The sequence below is a fragment of the Plebeiibacterium marinum genome (assembly GCF_026013615.1).
Lineage (GTDB): Bacteria > Bacteroidota > Bacteroidia > Bacteroidales > Marinilabiliaceae > Saccharicrinis > Saccharicrinis marinus_A.
In genome coordinates this window covers 1-20,352 of sequence record NZ_JAPDPI010000069.1, presented here as the reverse complement: position 1 = coordinate 20,352, position 20,352 = coordinate 1, and the positions used below count along the sequence as shown (strand labels likewise).

At 38.2% G+C, this 20,352-nt stretch carries 6 protein-coding genes; 3 read left to right on the top strand and 3 right to left on the bottom strand.

Annotated elements, in window-relative coordinates; all coding sequences use genetic code 11:
- Window positions 1-280 precede the first annotated feature (280 nt).
- Both OM074_RS20005 and OM074_RS20000 read left to right on the top strand, forming a co-directional pair.
- Window positions 281-4,855 (top strand): rhamnogalacturonan lyase family protein, encoded by a 4,575-nt coding sequence (locus OM074_RS20005; RefSeq protein WP_301202416.1) that lies wholly within the window; start codon window positions 281-283, stop codon window positions 4,853-4,855.
- 109 nt (window positions 4,856-4,964) lie between these two features.
- Complete coding sequence (locus OM074_RS20000; protein WP_301202415.1) at window positions 4,965-5,870, top strand: sialate O-acetylesterase; 906 nt, start codon at window positions 4,965-4,967, stop codon at window positions 5,868-5,870.
- A gap of 983 nt (window positions 5,871-6,853) precedes the next feature.
- Here OM074_RS20000 and OM074_RS19995 read toward each other — a convergent pair.
- Window positions 6,854-7,825 (bottom strand): glycoside hydrolase family 43 protein, encoded by a 972-nt coding sequence (locus tag OM074_RS19995; protein ID WP_301202414.1) that lies wholly within the window; start codon window positions 7,823-7,825, stop codon window positions 6,854-6,856.
- A gap of 176 nt (window positions 7,826-8,001) precedes the next feature.
- Between OM074_RS19995 and OM074_RS19990 the strand changes: the two genes are divergently transcribed.
- A complete protein-coding gene (locus OM074_RS19990) occupies window positions 8,002-12,303 on the top strand; it encodes a hybrid sensor histidine kinase/response regulator (RefSeq protein WP_301202413.1) in 4,302 nt (1,433 codons plus the stop codon).
- Window positions 12,304-13,026: 723 nt separating this feature from the next.
- Here the strand turns inward: OM074_RS19990 and OM074_RS19985 are convergent.
- Both OM074_RS19985 and OM074_RS21645 read right to left on the bottom strand, forming a co-directional pair.
- Window positions 13,027-17,190, bottom strand: a complete 4,164-nt coding sequence (locus OM074_RS19985; RefSeq protein ID WP_301202412.1) for a hybrid sensor histidine kinase/response regulator transcription factor — start codon at window positions 17,188-17,190, stop codon at window positions 13,027-13,029.
- A 148-nt stretch (window positions 17,191-17,338) separates the two neighbouring features.
- Window positions 17,339-19,738 carry a BNR-4 repeat-containing protein gene (locus OM074_RS21645; RefSeq protein WP_435873446.1) on the bottom strand — a complete coding sequence of 800 codons (2,400 nt, stop codon included), beginning with the start codon at window positions 19,736-19,738 and terminating at the stop codon, window positions 17,339-17,341.
- Between the last annotated feature and the right edge of the window lie 614 nt (window positions 19,739-20,352).

Sequence of the window (20,352 nt, the reverse complement as noted above, 5' to 3'; positions counted from 1 at the left end):
TTTTTGGGGCAATGCCAAAAAGGGAGTTGGGTTTGGGACAACGTCCCAATATCAAGAAATTCACGAAGTGAATTTCTTAATTTAATGACATTGACTGCGCGTGTCCTCACGCGTGGTAGGTTTATGATAATAAAGAAAAACATACGCTATGTAGCGCGCCAGGTAGGGATTACTTGAAGAGAATATCGTGATACTTGATACTTGTGTCTTGTGCCTTGTGCCTCATACTCTTCTGGTATATGCAGATTAGGATTATTAATGAAACTATTGAATATATATAATGAAAAAGTTCAGAAAAGTTAAGTTAGGAGTGTTTTTTACACTACTTACTCTATGTGCAAATATATATGGACAAAGGCAGTTGGAAATCATAAACAGGGGAGTTGTTGCTGTTCGAACTGGTACCAATGAGGTTTTTGTGAGCTGGAGATGGTTAGGTACAGAATCGGAAGATGTGTCTTTTTATGTGTACAGGGGAGATACTAAACTAAATGAAACACCAATATCTGGTTCTACCAATTATGTTGACAATTCATCTGAAGCGGCTTTATATTCAGTCGCTGCCGTTGTAGATGGGGTAGAGCAGGAGCGGTCAGAAGGTGTGGAAATATGGTCTGCCAATTATAAGGACATCAACCTGAACAGGCCTGCTGGTGGAACTGTCGAAGGTTCTGTATATACCTATTCGCCCAACGACTGTAGTGTTGGCGACCTGGATGGAGATGGAGATTATGAGCTTGTGGTGAAATGGGATCCTTCTAATTCTAAAGATAACTCTCAATCAGGGTATACAGGCAATACAATTCTGGATGCATACGAGTTTGACGGTACCCAATTGTGGAGGATAGATTTGGGAATTAACATCCGATCCGGAGCACATTATACACAATATATGGTGTATGATCTAAATGGCGACGGAAAAGCCGAGGTGGCCTGTAAAACAGCACCGGGTACTACAGATAATACAGGAAGTTATTTAAGTACAGGGCCGGCAGCTAGTGCCGACCATACTGCCGATTACCGGAATTCAGGAGGCTATATTCTTGCGGGACCTGAGTATTTAACGGTATTTAGTGGTGATACCGGTAACGAAATGATTACAGTTGATTATGTTCCCGGGCGTGGCTCTGTGTCAAGCTGGGGCGATAGTTATGGTAACAGGGTAGACCGGTTTTTAGCTTGTGTGGCCTATTTAGATGGGGAGAAACCAAGTTTGGTGATGGCACGTGGCTATTATACCAGAACAGTGTTGGCTGCCTGGGATTTAAATGGTTCTGATTTAACCCAGCGTTGGGTTTTTGATACCAATAACGGATATTCTTCGTATGCAGGGCAAGGGAACCATAATCTAAGTGTAGCAGATTTAGATAATGATGGAAAAGATGAAATAGTATATGGTTCCATGACCGTAGATGATGATGGATCCGGATTATATAATACCGGCCTGGGGCATGGTGATGCTTTGCACGTTTCGGATATGGATCCAAACAGACCCGGTTTGGAAGTGTTCTCTCCTCATGAGGAAGGCGATAATGGCATGACATACAGAGATGCTGCAACTGGTGAAATATTATGGCAATATGAAGCTGATGGAGATGTGGGGAGGGGCGTTGCTGCCGATATTGACCCCGATCATTTTGGTTATGAAATGTGGTCAACTGCTTATAGTGGTGTGTTTAACCTGGATGCAGAAGTCATTGGTGGACGGCCATCAATTAACTTTCTGATATATTGGGACGGAGATTTAACCAGGGAGTTATTGGATAATATCACCATTTCAAAATATAATGTAGGCACCTTGCTCAATGCCAGCGGATGTGCTTCAAACAACAGCACAAAAGCAACCCCAAACTTGTCTGCTGATATTTTGGGAGATTGGCGTGAAGAGCTAATCCTTAGAACCACAGATAACGAAAAACTCAGGATCTTTACTACTACGGATGTGACCGAGCATAAGTTTATTACCTTGATGCACGATCCTCAGTATCGTTTGGCAATAGCATGGCAAAATGTTGGGTACAACCAACCTCCACATTTGGGGTATTTTCTTGGCGAAGGAATGCAGAAACCACCATTAGCGCCAATAGCTCAGGCTAAATTGAAATGGACTGGTGCCAGTAATTTTAATTGGGACATCAATAGTACTGAGAACTGGAAATTAATGGATAACACTCCGGCTGTTTATACAGATGGGGATGATGTATTATTTTCTATGACGGGAGATAACAGCTCTGATATATTTATAAATGAAGCTTTAAGCCCGTCAATGGTTACGGTAATGAGCCCTTCTGACTATACTTTTAGTGGTACTGGAAAATTATCGGGTACCATGGGACTGGTAAAAGGAGGCTTAAGTACTTTAACAATAAATACAAATAACGACTATAGCGGAAATACTACTGTAAGTGAGGGGATGCTTGTGGCCAATGGTAACCTGAGCAATAGTAAAGCAGTTGTAAAAGGCAAAGGTACGTTTGCCGGCGAAGGTTCTTTGGCATCATTGGAATTACAGAGCGGAGCTAAACTGATAGTGGGAAATGAATCTAATCCAGGTGAAACTACAGTGAATGGCGCATTTACAGCAGAAGATGGAGCCTCTGTTTTTATGGATTTATCCAACGACCCGGAGGGGATTACCAATGGCAGTGATTTAATTTCAATAGGTGGGGATGTAAATATTAATGGAACTTTAAATATTGAAGTAAATAAAATCAATGCTGCATTGGCAGAAGGTACCTATACCTTAATGAGTTTTACTGGTAGTTTTACAGGATCCGTTGATGATATTAATATGATTGGGGTTAATGATAATTTAGGCATTAATGATTTTATGTATTCAGTGGAATTATCAGGACAGTCAATAGTATTAATTACTACACCGCCAAGGGCTGCTACAACGGTTATTTGGGATGGTAATAGCAATAATGTTTGGAATTATTTGAAAAATGAGAACTGGCTCAACAATGGGGAGCTGGATGTGTTTGCATATGGGGATAATGTCATTTTTAATAATGATGGTAATCATAGTGTGGTAGTGGCGGAAGATGTGCCTATCGGAGGTATGGAGTTTGTTTCATCAGAGGCTTATACTTTTAGCGGAGATGGCGCTATTGCCGGAGATGGTGGACTTGTTAAAAGTGGAAGTGGCTATTTAGTGCTTAATGAAAACAACACTTTTACAGGAGACGTTGAAATAACTTCGGGGTTTTTAGAAGTAAGCAGGCTAAATACTATAGGTAACCCAAGTAGTATTGGTAGTGGAAGTAATAGTGCTACCAGTTTAACGATAAATGGAGGAAAATTATATTATACAGGTAATGATGATGTTACAAACAGAAAGATCACTGTTGGTTCTACAGGGGGCGAAATATATGTAGAAGGTCAATCGTTAGCCTTAGGTGGTGCAATTACCGGAGAGGGGCAATTGATTAAGAGTGGGCAGGGTACGCTGAGTCTTTCTGCGGTTAATACTTTAAACGGTGCATTTAGCCTGAATGAAGGTACCGTAGCGCTGACTTCAGAATCGGCCAATTCATATGGGTTTGGTAACAATAAGGTTATTATTAAAGATGCCACCGTACAAATGTTGAATAGCCCAGGAACTTATTCTGATATTTATTGGGATATGGAAGTTCCGGCCGGTTATACAGCCGCTTTGAACTTGGATGGACGATGCGACCATTATGGAGATTTGACAGGTGGGGGAGTTCTTAACTTAAATACGCCTTATACCCGTTCTCATTTAAATGGTGACTGGTCGTTGTTTACAGGATCGGTTAATGTAGCGACTTCATCTAACGATGGATGGTTTATTTGCGGTAACAGTTTGGGGTATCCAAATGCATCAATAAGCCTGGGTAATAATGTTCTAGCTGTATATAAAAATAGCTCTGATGATATTGTCGAAATAGGAGAATTGACAGGGACTTCTACTTCCGAACTGGGAGCCGGCGGTCAGGCAACCAATACAATTACGTGGAAAATTGGCGGAAAGAATACTTCGGTAAGTTTCGACGGGAGAATAACGGATACTCAGTATAAGTATACAGGTGCATCAGCAGCAATAATTAAAACAGGATCGGGGCGCTGGACTTTGACCAATAGCAATACTTATTCGGGTGGTACTGTAATTGAGCGTGGATCTCTTATTGTTCAGAATACCACAGGAAGTGCAACCGGTACCGGAGCAGTTAGTGTTGGCAGCAGGGCTGCATTATCCGGAACGGGCTATATTTCAGGAGAGGTAACGGTTAATAACCGTGCGTATCTAATGCCCGGCTTGACTACAGAAATAGGTAATCTGACCATAAACAACAACCTGACTTTACTTACAGGGGCTATTTATTATGCTAAGGTAAATGCCAGTGCGCCGGCATCCGATAAAATTACGGTTTCAGGAACTGCTACCCTTGCAGGTACATTGCAAGTAGTTGTTACGGAAGGAACCCTGGTTGCAGGACAAGCATTCCGGATTATTAGTAGCGATGATATTGTTGGTAGTTTTGACGCCATTAGTCCCGCAACACCCGGTGATGGATTGTATTGGGACTTATCGAACCTGAATTCAACGGGTATTATTAAAGTAACAGATACGCCTACAGCTATTGATGCAGAGAAGGAAAAAGAATTGACCTTATATCCTAATCCGGTAGAAAATGTATTGTATGTAAGATTACAGGATAATACAGCTAACGCAACTTTGGAAATCAGGGATATTAATGGACAATTAGTATATAAACAGAATGATGTTTATTCGGCTGATAAAATTGATGTCACCATGTTGCCACAAGGTGTTTATCTGCTAAAAATATATACAGATGAGTATCAATGGGTGCGTAAAATAATCAAAAAATAAGGAGGCAGAGACAAATAAGTTGTCCTGAAATAGTTTTATATAGTATGTTACTGGCAAGCCATTTTTTAATAAATTGGCTTGCTTTTTTTATTAATCAAAATTTTTATCGATGTACAAAGTAATAATTGCCTTATTAATTCTATTGCCACTTACACTTTCAGCCAAAACAAAAAAAGATACGATTCGTGTGTTTTACCTTGGAGGACAATCCAATATGGATGGATATGGTTACTGTAAGGATTTACCGGATTCGTTAGATAAGAAATTCAAAGATGTTTATATTTTTCATGGTAATCCTGTTGGAGATAACCAATCGGGAGGAGGACTTGGCTTATGGGATAATCTGAAACCAGGACATGGAGTAAAGTTTTCATCCGACGGAAAAAATAATACATTATCACAAAGGTTTGGAGTAGAGTTGTCTTTTGCTAAAAGGTTACAGGAAATGTTTCCAGGCGAAAAGATTGCCCTGATAAAGTATTCAAAGGGAGGTACTTCAATAGACAGTTCAATGGCACGCAATTTTGGTTGTTGGGAACCTGATTTTATAGGAACTAACGGGCTAAACCAATACGACCATTGTTTACAAACCATAAAGCAAGCCATGTTTACCCGTGATATTAATAACGATGGAGTAGAAGATGTGTTGATCCCGTCGGGTATTATCTGGATGCAGGGCGAATCAGATGCCACTACTGAGGAATGCGCATCGCGATATTATGCGAACCTGAAGAGGTTGATGGATTTGTTGAGGGCAGCCTTTTTAAAAGATGATTTGCCTGTTGTTGTTGGCAAAATTTCTGATTCATGGAAAGATTCTGATGGAAAAGTATGGGAATGTGGTGAGCTGATCCAATATGCACAGGAAAAATTTGCCAAAACAGATAGTAATACATCTATTGTCAGGGATACCAGGTATTATAAATACTCTGATAAATGGCATTACAATAACGAGGGGTACATTCATCTGGGTGCAAGGTTCGCCGATGAAGTATATAAATTGCTTACAGAATAGCACTAATAATGTATCAGAAACTAGAAGGTTTAATACCGATTTGTTAATGACACGAGCGTTAAATTTGCTTCGCATTTAACACAGTCATTAATCTATCGGCATTATACCAAGTGCTCATTTCATTGTCAAAATAGTATTACTTCTCCATGACATGCTACCCTGTTTACATATATTATTTGAGAGAACAAGAAAGGAAAAAGTGAGCCTAAGCGAAACAAGTTTTCTTCAAGGTTCCTTCAAGGTTCGTTCAAGGTTCCTTCAACAAAAAACAGGATTTGTTGAAGGAAATTCATCTCAATTATAAAGTGAATTTTTAATATATAGCTCATTGCTACCTGGTAGTTACTTATTCAGTCTGCAAGTGTGTAGTAGTGTAATACAATTTCCAGTAATACGAAAGCTAAAAATTGATTCCCCGCTTGCCGACACTGTTAAAATAGGCTGAGAGGCTATAACATCATAGCTTGAGGCATTACCCTCTAGTGTTCGAAAAGAAGTTTTTTTGCCATAAAAACCTAAACATAACGGGAATCAATCTTCCCCCTGTTAGGGGGAAGTACCATGCTAAAGGCATGGGGAAGGGGGTAAATTATATACTAATGCAATAACTATAAATAATACCTGTTTATCTCCTTCCAATCTTCATAAAATGCCTTAATTTTTTTATAATAATTACAGGATGTTGATAAGTTTATTACTATAATATTGTAATTCGGGTCTGTTATTTTAATGAAGCCAATCGCTTTTTTACTATTTATAGACAAGATTTTATTAATCATACCCCCTTCCCCCCATCTTTGATGTGGTACTTCCCCCTGCCAGGGGAAGATTAATTCTCGTAGCGTACAACATTTCACTAATACCAAACCTGTTAAGCGAAAAAAAGTTTACAGGTAATATAGTACTATTGTCGATGTAAAATATTTCTTCTCCCGGTTAACAAAAATCTATTACGGCACAAAGAAGCTATAAAACTTTTGTTTTTACTCTTGATTCTGATTATCACTTAATAATTTGGTCAGAATATCTTCTGATACTTTAAAAGCAGTACCGTGCCTGATGCCTTTAGGAAGGTTGATAACATCAGAAACATCTTCCCATTGTTGGGCATCTTTTGAACGGATAGCACCATATTTATGCTCTCTGTATTTGTCAAAATAGATATAAATATATTCGCCTACCTGCAATGGAGTTGGTCCTTCTGCCCAGCAATCGCCACTAATGCTTTCTGAAACCTCCACCGGGAAACCTTTTGAAAGGTCAGATGTGAATGTGGTTCTAAGGTTTTTTTCTTTAGGTACCGACATTTCATTTTTAACAACCATCATATAATCTGATTCCCTTTTAATAATAGCAGCATCTATTACACTGAATCCGGGGTCAAAAAATAACTGTGTTGGTGAAAAGGAATTAAAGTCTTTTGTAGTAGTATAATATTGGCGGTGGTTTAAGCCCCTTTCATTTGTTGTAGTCTCAACCTCTGGGAATGAGCCTGGAACAGTAGAGGCCCATATGATGTAGAATACATCTTCTTTTTCTTCATAAAACAGTTCCGGAGCCCAGGTGTTTTTTGTGCTGTCAAGATGGGCCATTACAGGGATGTTTTTCTGTTCAGACCAATGAATTAAATCCTTTGATGATGCATAACCAATCCCTTTGTCCCACCAACCGGTAGTCCAAACCATATGAAATGTACCATCATTACCCTGAGTAATACTTGGGTCGCGCATAAGCTTGTCCTTGCCAACAAGGGGTTCAAGGAAAGTTTTGCCATTGTTCAAAGTCTCCCAGTTATGTCCATCATAGCTATATGCAAGGTGCAAACCATCTTTTCCTTTATCTATAAAATATGAAAACAGATAGACATCTTTTTTAGGAGGTGTGCATCCTGATAGTAATAACAACATCAGGCCAAAGGCAATCGTACTTAGTTTAATTTTTGTGTAATTCAGCATAGCGTTTGTATAATTATTTTTGAAAACCCAAGATAGTATCAAAATATGTTTTTTTAATGGATTATCATACAAACCCATGAAATATCATCGCTCAGGGATGCCATTTCATGTAAATTGTTTATTTTTAGTGGTTGTTTTTGCACTGCAGTAAAACCAGAGGTTTTTGTATAAGAATTATGATGAGGAGAAGATTTTGCCAATTATTGATGTTCGTACTTTTAGTTTCCAACCTATACGGACAGGAAGAATTAGTTTTTACACAAATTAGCACAAAAGATGGATTAGCCCAAAATACCGTAAGAAGTGTTTTGGTAGACAAACAGGGCTTTATATGGTTTGGTACCCTTGATGGGCTTGTTCGTTATGACGGAACCCGGTTTATTACACACAGGCCCAAGGCAGGTTTTAACACAAATCTTTCCGATCAGCGCATCAAGCAGATTTCAGAAGATAACGATGGCTTTTTGTGGATTAAGAAATATGATAATTCTTACAGCTGCTATAATCCCAAAACTGAGCAATTTGTCGATTTTAGCTATGATGACAGGAAAGTTCCTCTGCTGTATACCAACTATATTGAAAATAAGGATGGACATATTTGGTTGTGGGGAGATTTAGGGTGTGTTAAAATAGTGAAGGATGGGGAACGAAAACCGGTTGTTGATTTAATATGCTCCCAAAGCAACCATAAACTGACAGGATCTGAAGTTAGGTTTGTATTTCAGGATTCAAATAGAAATAACTGGATCGGTTGTACAAAGGGATTGAACCGGATTGATAAATCCGGCCAGATCACTATGTTTTTTGAGGATAGTTCTTTAGGTGAATTCAGGAGGGCGATAGAATATAATGGTGTTGTTTATTTTTTGTCGGGAAGTAACGCGATTCATAGATGGGATATTCAAAAGCAAATGTTTTTGGAACCATATAAATATTCACAGCCCCATGTTTTCTTCGATATGGAAAAGGCTTATGGTGATTACCTGTTTATTTCAACCAGGTCCAATGAATTGTTAAGTTTAGATATTCATAATGGAACATTTGTTAGCAACCCATGTAAAAAGGAAACGCCTTTCGACAGTCCCCCACAAATGGTGGTTGATAAAAACCACGGTGTATGGATATATGATTATTCAGGAAAAGTAATTTATCAAAACCCGGATCATGGCGGATATAAAACCATGCAATTAATAGCACCATCAATAGCAGAGGTGATTGATGATGGCAGGTATAATGTATTAATCGATGGCAACGGTATTTTTTGGATCACTACCTATGGTAATGGATTGTACCGATACGATGAAATTAAAGATGAACTGACAAATTATACCTATAATAAGGGTGGTAATAGTCCTGCTTCTGATTATATCCTTTCTGTAACTGAAGATAATTATGGAAACATATGGATGGGAAGTGAATACGCCGGGGCAATTAAAGTGGCAAGGAGAAAGTTTAAGGTTGAGTACCTTAAACCTGAGGAGCATAAAGCCATCGGTTCTTCCAACAATGTTAAAGTAATATATCAGGATACTGATAAGAATATTTGGTTGGGGACTAAAAACGGGAGCTTGTATTTTTACGATCAGCAGCTGAATTTTAAAAGACTGGTAGGAAAAGGGATTAATCCTTATACTGTTTTAGAAGACAATAAAGGAAGGCTATGGGTTGGAACAAAGGGGAATGGTATTTATTTGTACGACAGGAAAACCTTAAAGTTGCTCAGGCATTTTGTAAATCAGGCAGATAATCCTTTGAGTTTGTGTTTTGATTCAGTGTTTGATATTATCCAGGATACAGAAGGCCGGATTTGGATTGCATCCTTTGGTGGGGGAATGGACCTGGTAAAGGAAACCAATGGCAAATTTGAATTTACCCACTTTTTTAAAGATAGCGGAAACCAAAGTTATTTGCGTTGTATGTTGCAGGATGTTAAAGGGCAGATTTGGGTTGGTAGCTATGTAGGATTGATATCTTTTGATCCGGATGCTTTTATCAAAAATCCGAAAGCATATACTTTATATACATATAATACGGGTCATTCTGTTGGGTTGAACTGTAATGATATAAAGACTGTTTTTGAAGATAGCGCCAAGCGGTTGTGGATTGGCACGGCCGGAGGGGGAGTGAACTTATTAGACCGGGGAAGTCTGGATAGTCAAGGGGCATTTATTAAGTATACAAGGGAAGAGGGGTTGCCCTCCAGTATTGTTAACTCTATAATGGAAAGTAAGGATAGTGTTCTTTGGGTGAGCACCGAAAGTGGTCTGGCTCATTATGACGAGAATAAAAACACCTTCCTGGCCTATCAGTTTTCTGAAAATTCATATGGTAATTTTTATAATGAAAACGCCTGTCTGGTAAAGGATGATGGTGAACTTTTATGGGGCACCCTGGATGGGCTGTTAAGGCTTGATCCTACAACTATAGTTGCCAATCCCAAGGTTCCTAAGGTTTTGTTAACAGATTTTTATGTGCTGGATCAAAGGATTGAGGCCGGAGAGAAGAAGTTTGATTTGCCAGAATCTGTTGTTTCTACAAATGAAATCATCTTAAAATATGATCAAAATACCTTTACCTTTAATTTTTCCTGCCTGGATTTAACAGATCCCACCCGAAATAAATATTCATACATACTGGAGTCATACGATCAGTACTGGAGTTTGCCCAATTCAAATAACTGGGCTACCTACAAAAATATGGAACCGGGTGAATATATATTCAAAGTAAAAGGGGCCAACGCCGATGGAAAATGGAACAATTTTATAAGAACCTGTAAGGTGACCATATTGCCTCCATTTTGGAAAACCACTTATGCAATAGCTGTTTACTTTTTAATCATTTTAGCACTTGCTTTTATCTTTGTCCGTTTCTTTATCAGGATAAATTCGCTTAATAATGCGGTAAAAATGGAGAAGCAGTTAACCGATTATAAACTGCGGTTTTTCACTAATATATCTCATGAATTCCGTACGCCTTTAACCCTGATTAAAGGGGCTATAGAAAGACTCCACGACATTGATAAATTGCCTGCCGAAGTTACCAAAAATGTAAAATTGCTTGACAGGAATACTTCGCAGATGTCAAGGTTAATAGAACAATTGTTGGAATTCAGGAAGTTGCAGAATAATGTATTGACCTTGAATTTGGAAAAAACGGACATCAGGGATTTTACTTTAAATGCCTACTATGCTTTTAAAGAAACTGCTTTCCAAAAAAATATTGATTATCAGTTTGAAGGCATCGATAGTGCATGGGAAATCTATATTGACAGAAACAAGGTTGAAAAAATGATATTCAACCTTCTTTCAAATGCATTTAAGTTTACGCCAGCTAATGGCTGCATTACCTGTCAGTTATTAAAAGATAATGAGAATGGCAAGTGTACTATTAGTGTTATAGATACTGGGGTAGGTGTACCTAAGGAGCAGCAGGATATGTTGTTTAGTAGGTTTATGAAACTCAATTTTTCGGCAGAAGGAACGGGTATTGGTCTGGAGCTGGTTAAAGAGTTTACGGAAGCGCATAAAGGACGTGTTTGGTATGAACCCAACCCTGAAGGGGGCTCTGTATTTACAATAGAATTGCCTTCTAAAAAAGAGGTATATCATGATGTGAGGTTTTTGGATGAAGATGATGTGGAGGAAGCAGAAGAGGTAGTGGAAATAAAACAGGAGGATCAATCCATTGCAAAACCGTTGGTTCCACACCAGTGGAAAGTGCTTATTATTGATGATAATTACGATATCAGGGAGTATTTGAAAGAGGAACTGATGCACCATTGCCATGTAGAAGTGGCCGAAGATGGAAAAGAGGGGCTTGAAAAAGCCAGGGCTATAAATCCTACGCTGATCATTTGCGATGTTAAAATGCCCGAAATGGACGGACTTCAGTTAACCCGATTGTTAAAAGACGATTTTGAAACATCGCATATCCCTATCATATTGCTTACTGCTTTATCATCAGATACCATCAAACTCCAGGGAAGTGAAAGCGGAGCGGATGAATATATAATGAAACCGTTCAGTTTAAAATATTTATTGTCGAGGGTATATGCATTAATAGAGCAGCGTGAGAAACTGAAAAAACACTTTTCAATAGATATTGATGTTAAAAAAGCCATAATCAGTGACGATGAAAAAGACCAGAAGTTTTACGACCTGATTAACGATATTGTTGATCAGAACCTCTCAGATCCTGAGTTTACGGTGGCTCAGTTTACCAAGAAAGCTAAATTGTCGCGTACCATATTTTATAAAAAAGTAAAAGGAATCACCGGGTATTCTCCCAATGAGCTTATAAAAATAAAGAGGATGAAAAAAGCGGCTGAAATGTTGCTTGAAGACAAGTATAATGTATCGGAGGTTTCCTGGAAAGTGGGTATTGAAGATCCATTTTATTTTAGTAAATGTTTTAAATCGCAGTTTGGTTGTTCCCCTTCAAAGTATGGAAAAGACGGAGTTGTCCAAAATGAAGACTGATAAGAAGGGGTGCTTTTAACCCGCAATATGTATTAAAAAATCTATTGCAATTTCAACGCTCATTACAAAGTTCTGATACATAATCCGTGACTACCTGATACCTGTTTGTTTTTGTGACACAAGCAGGTGTCTGTATACATTATACTTTTCTTTACCAGGCATTGAATCGCGTCTAAAGCTGCTCTGTACCAACTTCCTGGCAACATCAACTTCGCTTCGTCCTTTTTACTTATCGAAACTCATATAGAACAAAATTATAGACGCCTTCTTCTTTGGCGCAACAGATAACTCATAGTTGTTCTTATGCCATACCATAGTTGATAACATCAAAATCATTGATATTTGGGCTCTCAACTCTGTTTGTATATTAAATGTCAATGGCACTATTCATTTAACCACACATTGTAAAGGTGATATTATCAATATATCGCCTATAAACCTTATTGTATGTCCTGATATCAATAATTTACTCAGCAACATGCAACATGTTTCTTTTGTAGCAATATTGTTTTGTATTAAATCCGACAGTTATTCTGTTCTTTCTTACGGTTTAATATAGTCCCAGTTAGAAAAGTCCGCATTTACTCTCCGCACATCTTAAGCTGGTAAATCAGAGGGGTGTATTAAAGAGTATCAAGATTCACCTCTTGTAGTTTCAGTTGCCACGTAAAGGCGATTTCCTTAGGAGGAAATGCCTTTCTGTGCCCTGGGTTTATACAACCTTTAATCTTCTGGTAATGTGCCATTGTTGGCAATATACTCTTTGGGTGTGCAATTATAAAACTCTTTGAAGCATCTTGAAAAATAAGAAGGACTGGAAAAACCAACCATATAGATGACTTCCGAAATAGATCGTTTATTCTGGATTAACATTGCGGCTGCGGTTTTTAAACGCTGGTTCCGGATAAACTCTTTAACGGTTTGTCCGGTTAAGGATTTGATTTTTCTGTAGGCCTGGTTTGCACTTAATCCAATTACCTCACTAAATTTTTCCACATCAAAAGTAGGATCGTCAAGATGCTTATTAACTGCATCTACGGCATCTTTTATTAACTTCTCGTCTAGTGATGGGAGTTCAATCTTATCCGGTTCTAATAACAGGTCCTTTCGTAATTTTGATTGAATCTCAATGCGGGATTTTAGCGCATTGTGTATCCTAAGCTTTAAGGATTGTAAGTTAAATGGTTTAAATATATAATCAACCGCCCCAAGTTTTAAGCCCTGTAATTCATGTTCTATCAGGGTTTTTGCAGTTAAGAAAATAACAGGTATATGTGAAGTGGCCACATCGTTGCGAAGTAGTTTGCAAAAATCAAATCCGTTGAGTTCCGGCATCATTACATCGGTGATAATAATATCAGGATTCATACTCTTTGCAATTTCGTACCCTTCCTTGCCATTATAAACTCCTGTAGCTTCAAACTCATCAGATAGTCCGTTTATAATAAATTCATTTAAGTCAGAGTTGTCCTCAACAACAAGTACCTTGTAATGAGTTTCGTTATCATGTTTTATGTTCCTGCCTGATGTTTTTGGCTGGACTTCGCCAGGTATACTGGCAGTTGTTGTTTGTTGAAGTTCGCTTTCTGTTTCGGTGTTAAAGTTTTTAGAATTCAGCATGTTCAGGTTGGCAGGTATGACTACCTTAAACACACTTCCCTTACCTAATTCACTAAGGAGTTCAATATAACCACCATGTTGGTCGGCAAATGTTTTTGAGAGGTATAAACCTATTCCTCCGGTGCTGTGTGTTGCTTTTTGATGCGTTTGGAAGAATCTTTCAAATACTTTCTCGTGGTTATCTGTGGAAATCCCGATACCATTATCTTCCACTTCTAAAACCAGGCAGGTGCCCAGGGAATCTACTTCACTTAAATTGGCATATACCCTTATTTTTCCACCGTCATCGGTATATTTAAATGCATTTGAAACAAGGTTGTCTAATATCCGTTCTATTTTATCGGTATCAGCATAGATGTTGATTTGTGGATCGTCTGTAACAATTTCAAAATCAATAGAACGGGATTGGGAAACTTTATTAAAGCTCTCAAATAAATCATTTAAAAGCATGGTGACGTTACATTGCTGCAGGAAAAGCTCCATTTTACCCCTGTCTATTTTGCGGAAATCCATTAATTGGTTTACCAGCCTTAGTAGTTTGTTGGTGCTTTTTAATATTAGCTTAGCCTGACTGACTACCTGGGGTGAATCTTCATTTTGACTGATTAACTCTTCGGCAGGGCCTTGTATGAGAGTTAAAGGAGTTCTGAATTCATGGGTAATATCGGTAAAGAATAAGGTTTTTAATTCGTTAAGCTTATTTTCTTTCTCAATTTTTACCGTTTTAAGCATGATACGGGTCTTCTCTTTAATCTGAATTATGGAATATTCTTTAAAAAAGTAAAGAGTGGCTATAAAAACAATACCATATAATATGTAGGCCCATATCGTTTTCCACCAGGGCGAAGAGATATGGATGTTGATGGATGTTGGCTGGGTACACCACACCCCGTCGCTATTGGCAGCCTTAATATGAAACGTATAATCGCCAGGGGGAATGTTTGTATAGGTAGCAGAGTTTCTTGAACCAATGTTATTCCACACCTTGTCGTATCCTTCGAGCAGATAGGCATACGTGTTTTTGCCCGGATCTTTGTAATCCATTGCAGAAAAAACAAAGCTGATGGCTTTGTCCTGATAGGATAGATCCAGTTTGTTTTTGTATTGTATCAATAAGTTAAGGCTATCGTTGTTAAATGGGTACGACTGGTTGTGGATGCTTGTATTAAAAACCAGAAAATCAGTGATGCATGGTTTGGGAGGGTACGAATTTTGCATCAGGCTGTCAGGGTGAAAATAGATTAAGCCTTTGGTGCCTCCCAGAAATATTGTTCCATTTTTTGATTTAAAAGTACTGTTTCTTTCAATCGAAAGATATTGAAAATCCTTTGTTAAGTAGTCTTTAATAATTCTTTCGTTATGGGGATCAAATCTTACAATTCCCTGGTATGGTTTAATCCATAAGAAACCATTGTTGTCTTCAAAAATATTGGTAATAATTCCGTTGCCGATTCTTTGGGAGGTAGGAAAGTTTTTAAAAGCAATTTTTATATCCCCGTTGGGTAATTTAATTTCTATTTTCTTATTAATTCCTGAATTTGAACCAATCCATAAGTTGCCATTTGAATCTTCAAATATTTTATTGATCACATTGTCATTAATGCTCAATGAGTCGTGGAATGAATGAAAGAACTTTGTTATGGTTTGGGTTTGCGGATTGTAACAGTTTAACCCATTTTGAGTACCAATCCATACCATTCCATTTTTGTCTTCAAGTATGGCGCGGATGCTGTTATCAGATAAATCTTTTTCCGAATCTCCTTTTTTTATGATTGTTGTTGATGCTTTGTTGTCCTGATATAATAAACTGGCAAATCCACTATGCATGGTGCCTACCCATATCATATCCGGATTGTTTTTTGAAACAGAGATACAATTGACTTTATTGCCTGGTATTTTAGTAGGTGTGTCGCTGTTAAAATATTTAAATGAGGGTTTTGTTTGCGTTATTGCGTTATTGCCCGGAAACAGTATTACACCGGCATCGTCGGTTGCTATCCAAAGGCCATGGGAATTTTTGGTAATATCCAATACCGATGTGGATGAGTAATAATATCCGTTATGGATGTAGGATAGGTCATTAATATCTTTTACAAACTGAAATTGGTCATTGTCTTTTTTGTACAATTTTAATTCACTTGCAGTTCCAACCCATAAATTATTTTCATATTGAGCAATAGAAGCCACACTCCTATAGTTGTAACTGCCATTCTCAAGACTTTTGGTTATGATTGTATTGATACCATTTTTTACTACGGAAGTACGATTTATTTTTGTGGCACCAACCCATAATAATCCGGAGCGGTCCACAAATAATGCTGAGATATTGTTTCCTGATATGCTTTCAGGAGTACTAACGGTATGTTGAAAGCTGTGGAATTTTGCCTTTGCAGGAGCTGTTTTTTGTTCTTCGGGTTCTAATAGTGAAATGCCTGCATCCCAGCTGCCACACCAGATGTTGGAAAAGCGATCGACATATAATTTATAAACTACGTCAGAACATAAACTATAGGGTTTGTTAGATTTTTTATAACGATGAAAATCATATTCTTTAGTATCCTGGTTAAAGGTAAGTTTGTTTAAACCACCGCCCCATGTGCCTACCCATATGGCTCCGTCAGGAGATATTTTTACCTGGGTTGTTGTATTGTTGCTTAAACAATTATCCGGGCGTGTTGGATCGTAAAGATATCGTGTGTGTGAATTTGACTTAGGATCATATTTTATCAGTCCGTTATAGGTTGCAAGCCAGATATTGTGTTCATCATCTTCACTAATGTCGCTTATTATATCGTTATGGAAGTGTCGTTCAAATTGTCCGGTTTTTACATTTAATATATGCAATCCGCCTCCCCAGGTACCAATCCAAATATTTCCGTCGGAGCCCTCCAGTAATGAGATAATCCGGTTTTTGAAGTTATAGGAAGTAATCTTGTCGTTTCTGGGATTCAGGCAGCTTAATCCTGAGGTGGTTCCAATCCATATGTTTTCATGTGAGTCTTCAATTAAAGCCACCACCTCACGGTTGGTTAAGGTAGTGGAGTCTTTGTAATCAGGTATATAAGTTTTAAAAGTATAGCCATCATAACGGTTTAATCCATTCCAGGTCCCAATCCAGATATATCCTTTGCTATCCTGAATAATAGCATTGGCCCTGCTGGATGAAAGTCCGTCTTCAATAGATAATTTTTCGAAGTTCAGGATTTTTTGGGCTTGGAAGCTAATGCTGGCGATCAGAAAATAGAACAGTAGAATATATCTATGCATACTTTTTACTTACTATTAGGTGTATTTATGTATTAAAAATAGCTTTTAATATTTAAAGAACAAAGGTACGTTCTTGCTTTAATTAGTATATGTTATTTTTAATATTTAATACAATTTAATATTTGAACGTTATCTGAAAAAATACGGTTTAACGTTTAATTATTTTAAATGTTGATGTGTTTGAACCCGAAATAATAGTTAAGAAGTAAACTCCTGGTCTTAGCGTATTACCAAGTTTTTCTGATGGTGTAATGTATCCGGACAAAACAATTTTGCCATTCAGATCTGACAGCTGATATCTCGCTTTTTCCTGGATTGAAATTTGAAAATCAGACAGGAAAGGGTTGGGGAAGCAGGCAATAGATGTATTGTTTATTGCCGGCTTACTTTCGGATATGCTTGTTTCAATACCATAATCGGTTAGGGAATAGTGAGGGACTATAATTTTACCATCCAGATCGCTATGGGCTTCAGCAAATGAAAGGATATGATTTTCGAGTAACAGCTCGCGGTCAAACAAACCTTCGGCTACGACTTTCCCATCCTGAGATAAATCCAGGTCATACCAGGTAGCCCATTTTTCATCTGCTTTTGCATAGTAAACCCTGTAATCAGGTCCCAGAACGTATAGGTTATCAGCAGCATCCACAGCTATATCACCCCTGTCAATACGGGATGCAGCAATGATTTCATTTTTCCATATGCCATTATCATCCTGGTATATATGGCGCATAAATGCATTAACCCTTCTGTCGTACCATGAGCTTTCACTTACTCCGTCTTTTAAATATGACTGAAGGATATGGATTCCTCCTTTGCTGTCAACAGCTTGTCCTTCCTGGTTGATTAATCCCCGGTTTTGATCAACCTGTAAAATTTGAAATCCTTCTGAGTATAAATTTAGTAACTGACTTACATCTGAGCTTCCAGTTGTTCCGATCAATACACCATCAGAGTTGTACCAGGTTCTGCCGTCGTCATCACTATAGGCGTAGCAAATATCATGGTTGGTATTGGCATCGGGAGAATCCCTCCATACTAAAGAAACATGCAGGCGTGTGCCTCCTGGGGTGTAGTGAAGCCCATTGATATATCCGCAATTATTGATGTAACCGACAGGCATTCCTTCTGATCGTCCGTGAAGGTATTCACCAATGTGACTCCAGCTATTGTCCGATCCATTGTATTCCCACAGGTGAGAGTTGCCATCTCCACTCCATCCGGTGCGGCATTCAAAAAGTAAATCACCATCAGGCTTTGAAATAAAACGGGGATAGGTTATTCCTCCATCAAAATTATCATCATTATCAATCATAGCCTGTCCTGGAACCAGGTAGTTTCTTGTTTCGCTAAACGCATCAGCAGACCAGTCAGCATTATCAGGATCATTGATTAAATCAACCGTTGAGATCCGGTAGTGCAAGGGATCGTTATGGTGATCAAAAGCTATATGAATGGTTCCGTCATTTTTACAGATACCAAAGGAAATGTTATAGTGATTGTCTCCAAGATCATGTGCAGAAGTATAGTCTGTTAATGCAATGGTTTGCCAGTTCCCTTCCGGCAGTTTTTTACGAGATAGGCATACCTGTTTTTCTTTATTCCAAAATGTGATGTATTGATAACCCTTGTAAGATAGTATGGCATTTTGCTGGAATGAGACAAAATTAGCTCCACTTGCGGTTACATATGCATTGTTTGTTACAATATCATAAATCCCTTCTCCCTCTAATTTATCATCACATACGTCGCCAATGCCATCATAATCAGCATCTGCCTGGTCGGTATTGGAGGTGTTAGGACAGTTGTCGATGAAGTCAGGGATACCATCGTCATCAGCATCTGATCTGCTAAAAGATTCGGCATAGGTGCCACCATTAATGGTGCCGTGGTTGGCATTTGGGCTTAAATCAGTTGCCACAGTGGCCTGATCGTCAAAGTTCCAGTAACCAACTAAACCAGTTTCGGTACCATTAAGGGTATTGTATTTATTTTCATTGATTTCAGTTTCGCTTCGTGCGGTATTCCATATTCTTATTTCATCAAATAAACCATTAATAGTCCTGTCTGCGATAGCAGCATCCCATCCAATGTAAATACCAGCATCAAAGGTTAGAGGAAGTCCGCTTAAAGAGGCAGTGGTTTTGACTCCGTTTAGGTAAATAGTGGTTGCTTCATTAGTAAACACACAAGCAACGTGGTTCCACTCATTTGGGGTGGGTTCGTTGTTTGCAACAACCTGGCCACTTGAATTGCGTATGGCCCGCAGTGTTTTATTATTGGTCCATTTGTCGTACTGAATTCCCCCATCTGTTGAAGCCCCCCTGTAATAAACAATACCGCCATAAGCATTGTAAGATACAGGTTTATACCAGGCTTCAATTGTTACAGGCAATTCGGTTAAGTTTAATGCTGGTATAGCGATGTTGCTAACACTGCCGTTAGATCCACCTGGAAGACTAATGGCATAGTTTTGTGCATAGGATAATCCGGGGAAAATTATTGATGTAATGATGCAGATTGTTAATAGAACAGACTTGCTTTGCATGGGATTTATTTTTTATCTCTTTATAATTTTAACTTTTAATTGCCTTTGATGCCTGTATGTGTGTACAGACCTGGAACTCCCTGATAATGCTTCTCCTGTGTGAGAAGAATTTTTCATGGCTCGTTTCATTTCCAGGAGTATGGAATGGCATGATTGTTATTGTATGGTAAATGCAGATAACCAAAAATATATAAGACCGGATAATAGGAGTTTCAATTATTTAATAAAAACTATCAGAATTTCGATAATTAGTGCTTGTATTACCCCAAACGCTTAAAGGGCATAGCCGTCAGGCTAAGGTTCTATTTTATTGGAATAATGTTATATATTTTAGGTTGAAGATTTTTTGTGAAAGCATTTTGTATATCGTGCTGAAAGCACAGCTTATCCTAGCCCCATGCAACGCATGGGGTTATGTAAGGATGTAATCAACGTCCTGTAGGGACAGCTCATTCATTTTTGAAGAAAGACATTACAAAAGCCTGTCTTTTAAATATGAGTATCTAATTTTCCTAAAAAAATATAACATTGAGTATAATGAAGAGAATTTATGGATATTAATTATTAACCTGTCCTTACAGGACGCTGATTTACATATCCAATACACCCCAGGT